The organism is Anaerococcus sp. (genome assembly GCF_030825785.1).
In the GTDB taxonomy this organism is placed as follows: domain Bacteria; phylum Bacillota; class Clostridia; order Tissierellales; family Peptoniphilaceae; genus Anaerococcus.
The window spans coordinates 1-5,970 of sequence record NZ_JAPJPG010000064.1 but is presented as its reverse complement, the minus strand read 5'-3'; the positions used below and the strand labels follow the sequence as shown (position 1 = coordinate 5,970).

At 36.3% G+C, this 5,970-nt stretch carries 5 protein-coding genes; 1 reads left to right on the top strand and 4 read right to left on the bottom strand.

What is annotated here, in order from left to right; all coding sequences use genetic code 11:
* Positions 1-320: 320 nt before the first annotated feature.
* The 4 genes from RCH56_RS07280 to nadE form a co-directional block, all read right to left on the bottom strand.
* Positions 321-1,598, bottom strand: a complete 1,278-nt coding sequence (locus tag RCH56_RS07280) for a dicarboxylate/amino acid:cation symporter (protein ID WP_306484317.1) — start codon at positions 1,596-1,598, stop codon at positions 321-323.
* Entirely contained in the window at positions 1,585-2,448 is an 864-nt protein-coding gene (locus RCH56_RS07275) for an NAD(P)-dependent oxidoreductase (RefSeq protein WP_306484316.1), read from the bottom strand. The genes RCH56_RS07280 and RCH56_RS07275 overlap by 14 nt, the downstream gene beginning before the upstream one ends.
* A gap of 208 nt (positions 2,449-2,656) precedes the next feature.
* The gene (locus RCH56_RS07270; protein WP_306484315.1) at positions 2,657-3,460 is read right to left on the bottom strand and encodes a metallophosphoesterase; all 804 of its coding nucleotides are present in this window, start codon (positions 3,458-3,460) and stop codon (positions 2,657-2,659) included.
* Positions 3,453-5,255, bottom strand: coding sequence for an NAD(+) synthase (gene nadE, locus RCH56_RS07265; protein WP_306484314.1), 1,803 nt, complete (start codon positions 5,253-5,255; stop codon positions 3,453-3,455). The genes RCH56_RS07270 and nadE overlap by 8 nt, the downstream gene beginning before the upstream one ends.
* A gap of 93 nt (positions 5,256-5,348) precedes the next feature.
* Between nadE and RCH56_RS07260 the strand changes: the two genes are divergently transcribed.
* Positions 5,349-5,861, top strand: a complete 513-nt coding sequence (locus RCH56_RS07260; protein WP_306484313.1) for a nucleoside 2-deoxyribosyltransferase — start codon at positions 5,349-5,351, stop codon at positions 5,859-5,861.
* Positions 5,862-5,970 lie beyond the last annotated feature (109 nt).

Below are 5,970 nucleotides of genomic sequence, written 5' to 3'. Positions count from 1 at the left end.
GTTCTTGTATATCTCTATATAATAATTTTAAAAGTAAAGGAGCGAAAACAAAACTAACTAATAGATGATTAAATTTATTTATTATAAGCTATCCATGTAAAATTAAGTAATATTTCTCTTGACTTTGATCTATGAAAATATTTTGATATTACTCAATTGAAAAATAATGAAAATTTTAAAGTTCATATATATTATAAGTTAAACTAGTTCTTTCTAAATAATAATCTATAATTAGCTTATTATAATTTATAATAGATTAAATATATCAATTTCCCCACAAAAAATCGGCAAGCTTTTGATAAGCTTTTGCCGATTTATTTTTATTTTTCAACTATTCTAATATATTTTTCCTTATCAAAGGATCCTACTGAGTTTGCTACTATTATTGTTCCTGTGGCATCTCCTGAGATGTTTATGGCAGATCTTGCCATGTCTAGGATTCTGTCGATTCCCATGATCATGGCTATTCCTTCTACTGGAAGTCCTACTGATTGAAGGACCATGGATAGGGTGATCAGTCCGACAGATGGGATTCCTGCTGTTCCTACTGATGCTATTGTCGCTGTAAGTATTACTGTAGCAAAGTCTGCTGCCGTTAGGTCGATGTTATAGGCGTTTGCAATAAAGACTACCGCAACTCCCTGCATGATTGCAGTTCCGTCCATGTTGATGGTCGCTCCTAGGGGAATTGTAAATGATGATATTTTTCTATCTACTCCCATTTCTTCTAGGGTTTTGATATTTACTGGAACTGTTGCGTTACTTGATGCAGTAGAGAAGGCGAATGTCATTACTGGAGCAAACTTCTTTAGGAAGTTTATCGGATTGACTCTAGTAAATACTGTAAGTAAGACCATGTAGACAAGTATAAGTTGTACTAAAAGTCCACCTAGTACAGTCGCCATGTATGATAGCATGGAGATTATTACATCATATCCAAGAGATGCGAAGGTCCTTGATATTAGGAAGAATACTCCTATTGGAGCAAGTTTCATTACCCACATGGTCATTCCCATCATTAGATCGTTCATCTCTGTTACGACGTTACCTAGAGTAATTAGCCTATCTTCCATAGAAGCTATAAGCAGACCCACTATAACTGCAAATATAATAATTTGGATCATTTCTCCATTGGCTAGGGCACCTATTGGGTTGGTTGGAACAAAGTTTAGGATGGTTTTTGATAGGGAGAATTCTTCTCCTCCGTCTACCTCGAACTCATTAGCTCCTAGGCTCATATTCATTCCCTTGCCTGGGTTAATTATTCTTGCAAGCATTAGGGATAAAAATATTGCAAGAGCTGTTGTGCATATGTAGAATAATACGATTCTTACTCCGACCTTACCTAGGGTTTCCGTATCTCCTAAGTTTCTACAGCCGTCCGCTATAGAGAAGAATACCAATGGAACTACTAGCATTTGCATAAGCCTGATAAAAACTTGTCCTATGGTGTAAAATATTCCTTCTACTAGGACATCATCACGGAAGTGGCCGGATGGCATGAAGTAGTGGATTAGGATTCCAACTACAAGTCCTGCAATTAGGGCTATAAATATTTGTTGGGAGAGTCCTAGCTTCTTTTTCTTATTTTTTCCCATTCAGTCCCTCCTTGTCAATGTATTCGTGCAGAGCGGATTTCCAATCATTAAATCTATATCCACCTGTTATATCTAGGTAGTAATTTCTAATTCCTCTAAAGCTTGGCACCATGTCAACTTTACTTTCATCGATTACTTCCTCGATTTCCGCTTCTAGTCCCATATAGTTCATTACTTCTTGGGCAAATTCCTTGTGAGAGCAATAGCCTTCGCATGAAGCGTGGTAGGTGCCGAAGTTACTTGTTTTAATTAATTCTATTAGAAACTTACTTAGCTCAAAGGCTGGTGTTGGTGATGAAATCCTATCTTTTGGCATTATAACCTTGCCCTTTTTGGCTTGGTCTATTATATTTTCTACGAAGGCATTTTCCCTGGAATATAATCTAGACACTCTGATTATAAAGTAGTAGTTTGAGAAGTTTCTTACGAATTCTTCTCCTAAAAACTTACTCTTACCATAGACTGTGTTAGGTCTTGGCGTATCTATTTCCTTGAAGGGATTGATTGTATTACCGTCGAAGACATCTCCTGTTGATAGTTGGACGATTTTGGTCTGGTGACGGTTGGCTGATATGGCTATGTTTTTGGCTCCGATAGCATTTAAAAGATAAGCCTCGTCGGGATTTTTCTCACATTCATTCTTCTTGGATAGACCTGATGCATTTACGATTATGGTTGGTCTAAGTCTTTCTATGAAAGTAGAAACTTCCTTTTGATTTGTAATATCGACTTCGTTTTTGTCTGTTGCAACTATTTCTGCATCGATTGGATCTAGGTATCTGTAGATGGTAGAGCCAAGTCTACCGTGAGAACCTGTGATCCAAATCTTATCTCTTACTCCAAGTTTCATAAGAACCTCTTTTCTATTTTTAATGTTTCTATTGTATTATTATATACTTTAATGAAAATTTAGCAATGTTTTACATCTATTCACTAAGGCACAGATTATAAGATAGTTTTACTTTATAAAGAAAAAAAGTTCGACGAATCGAACTAAAATGGCAGGCCTGGAGGGAATCGAACCCCCATCTTTGGCTTCGGACACCCTTGTTTTGCCACTAAACTACAGGCCCATTTGCGATAGTGATATTGGAATATCCTATTGGATTAAGAAATCTCAATGGCAGGAAGGTATTTCCTAGCCCACTATCGACATATATTATACCATTTTTATAGGAAAATACTCCCGAATCATAATCTGGAAGAAAGCCCTCGCCGGGACTAATGAGAGCTCCAATCAGAGGAAGCCTTACTTGTCCACCATGGGTGTGACCCGAAAAGATAAAGTCAAAGTCGCTTGTACCCTCCGCCCTCACATCTTTTGATAGATGGCTTAGGATAATATTAATAGCATCCTTTTCGGGCTTATATTTTTCATAAAATCTAGCATAGTGGCCCAAACCATATAGATTTATTATATTTTCCCCCACATAGAAAGATCTTTGATCATTAAATAAATATACAATGCCAAGCTTTTTTATTTCTCTAGCAAAGACATCGAGATTGGGACCTGCTTCCTCGTGGTTGCCACTTATATAGTAGCAGGGAAAACCTAGACTCATCAAGTGCCTTAAGAAAAAGACTGACCTTTCTATCTTTCTTTCTGTCCCATAATCTATAATATCTCCTGTAAGGATAATAAAGTGAGGATTGAACTCCTTAATCTTACTAAGAACTTCTCCTAGATTGGCAAGGACATTGGAATGAAAGTCCGATATCTGTGTGATTCTTATAGGACTTTTGGACTTTTTTGAGTAAAGAGTCACCCTCTTTTCCTTTGCATAGAAACACTGTCTGTTGATGTAATAGCCTAGGCCAAGACCTGCTCCCAAAAGTCCTAGGCCTATTTTTCTTTTATTCATTTAGATCGTCCAAGTACAAGTCACTTGCCATATCTGATGCAATCTTAAAACCTAGCCTTGGGGAAGTTGAAAGACCTGTGATATTTGGACCATCGACAGCAGTTGCCCTCTTAAATTGTGATGCTGAAAATCTCTTGAAATATGAAACAAGCCATTTCTTGATAACTTCATCTTCATAATCATCCCTAAAGGCAAGCCTTGATAGGTCATATATTTCTTTTGGTCTTCTGTGATATTTTAGATGATGGTAGATGAAAAAGTCGATTAGTTCGTAAGGACCTATTATATCTTCTGTCTTTTGACTAATAGTACCCTTATCTTCACTCTTAAGCTCTGGAGAGATCGGTGTATCGATTATATCTTTTAGGACCTTGCCCAGGTCTTTATTTTCAGTATTTTCGGCAATATGACCCACAATAAAGCGTAGGTGGGTCTTGGTCAAGGTCGCATTTAGGACGTAATTACTGATATGATCCCCGTTAAAGGTCGCAAAGCCCTGCATGCATTCAGATAAGTCCCCAGTTCCTATCACAATTCCCCCATACATATTGGCAAGGTCAAGAAGGACTTGAGTTCTTTCTCTGGCTTGGGCATTTTCGTAGGCTGTATCTTGGCTTTCTAGGTCGTGGCCAATATCAGCTAGGTGAACTTTAACAGCTTCAGATATATCAATCTCAGTAAGCTTAATTCCCAAAGCCTCACATAGGATATAGGTATTGGACTTAGTTCTCTTGCTTGTGGCAAAGGCAGGCATAGTGTAGGCGTGGATATGTTCTTTAGAAAGTCCTGCTTTTTTGAAGGCTTCATTTATAAATAAGATAGCCATGGTTGAATCTAGCCCTCCAGATACCCCAAGAAACACATCATTGACACCAATTTTTTTAATCCTTGTGAGGAGAGCTTCTGTTGCTATATCCATAACATCACTTACATAATCATCAGCCATATCTTTGCTAGGCAAATATGGAAATTTGTTTACCTTATCTACTTCTTCAGCAAATTTAGTAAAAGCCCAAGGACCATTACCATCAATTTCAAAGGACTTTGTTAAATAGACACCCTCATTCGTTGCCCAAGTTTTAAGTTCTCCATCACAAGCTATGATACAAAGACCTTGGTAAACACAATCGGTGCTGGATTCCCCAGTTCCTGTTCCCGTTGAAACATAAACAATATTTTTAGAAAGAAAGGAAACATCTTCTAGGGTCTTTTGCTTAGAAAGAACTGTTTTTTCAAAGGCATTTGGATTTAAAATCAAATCCACTCCAAGGGCCTTGGATGATAAACTTTGAGGGATATCTTTTTTTTCATCTTCACCAATAGATACTCCTATTCTAAGGCCACCAATATTTATAGGGTGATATGAATTAACTGGAAGGTCTAAACCATTAATTCTAAATGAAGTAGGAGCAAGGTTTGAAAATACTGTCTTTTCATAATTTTTGAGCTTATCTTTTACAAAGATACTAACTACTTCACCCTTTTTAAGGAGAAGATAGGTGTTAAAAACTTCCCCACAAGCTTTTAGCGGTGCACCTATGCCTACAAGAAGCTCATAGTCCTTTGTAAACTCGCACATATCACAAACAGCTTTTTCGACTTGGTCTATAAGAATATCTTCATCGTAGGCATCGTACAAAGAAGCACCAGTTAGACAAAGTTCAGGCAAAGAAAGAATATTAACCCCTTCATTCTCTGCTTTTTTAACTATATTTTTAATCTCAATTACATTTTTTTCGACGTCTCCAAGGCAGACATCGAAATTTGTCGATAAAATTTTTATATTTCTTTTCATAAATACCTCTCTTTCTATTATATGAGATAAAAAAGGATTAGTAAATTTTTCTTTATAATAATTTATCTGCTATAATAAAAGTGAGGTGATAAAATGAAAATATATTTAGGATGCGATTTATTTATAGAAGGTCAAAGATTGCAAGCAAAAAAAGTTCAAGATGCTCTCGAAGAAGAATTCAAAGAAAAAATTGACCTCTACAACCCAGCTGCCAATCTAACAATCAATGATAAAGCCGCTGGATTTGCAAGTGGAGCTGATATTTTATTAGCTGATTATAATAGACTAAAAGAATCCGATCTTTTGATAGCGCTTATGGATACGGAAGACTTAGGGCTTGCTGGTGAAATGGGAATAGCTTTTGAGAGAGGAATCCCAATTTTCCAACTATATACAGACATTAGGCTTACTGGAAACGATAGGGACGATAAGCTTATAGAAATTAAAAAAGATGTTTTCCAAAATGATTTTATGTATATAAATAAACTTATAACAGGTCTATCCTACGTAGATAAGGATGCAAACGCCTTTGATGAACCAAGAATCTATAAAACATCAGACGACTTAATCGAAGCATTAAAAAAGTTCATCCGAAACAATTTATAAAAAAGTGAACTGACCCCCAAAAGTTAGACCTAAAAATTAACTTAAGGAGGTCAGTTTTTAGTACCATAAATAGTGTAAGAAAGAAAATTATTTCTATCTTGCACTATTT

Bases quoted from the DNA above. Each gene is read 5' to 3' on its own strand.
- RCH56_RS07280 (WP_306484317.1), bottom strand. From the start codon at position 1,598: ATGGGAAAAAATAAGAAAAAGAAGCTAGGACTCTCCCAACAAATATTT.
- RCH56_RS07275 (WP_306484316.1), bottom strand. From the start codon at position 2,448: ATGAAACTTGGAGTAAGAGATAAGATTTGGATCACAGGTTCTCACGGT.
- nadE (WP_306484314.1), bottom strand. From the start codon at position 5,255: ATGAAAAGAAATATAAAAATTTTATCGACAAATTTCGATGTCTGCCTT.
- RCH56_RS07260 (WP_306484313.1), top strand. From the start codon at position 5,349: ATGAAAATATATTTAGGATGCGATTTATTTATAGAAGGTCAAAGATTG.
- RCH56_RS07270 (WP_306484315.1), bottom strand. From the start codon at position 3,460: ATGAATAAAAGAAAAATAGGCCTAGGACTTTTGGGAGCAGGTCTTGGC.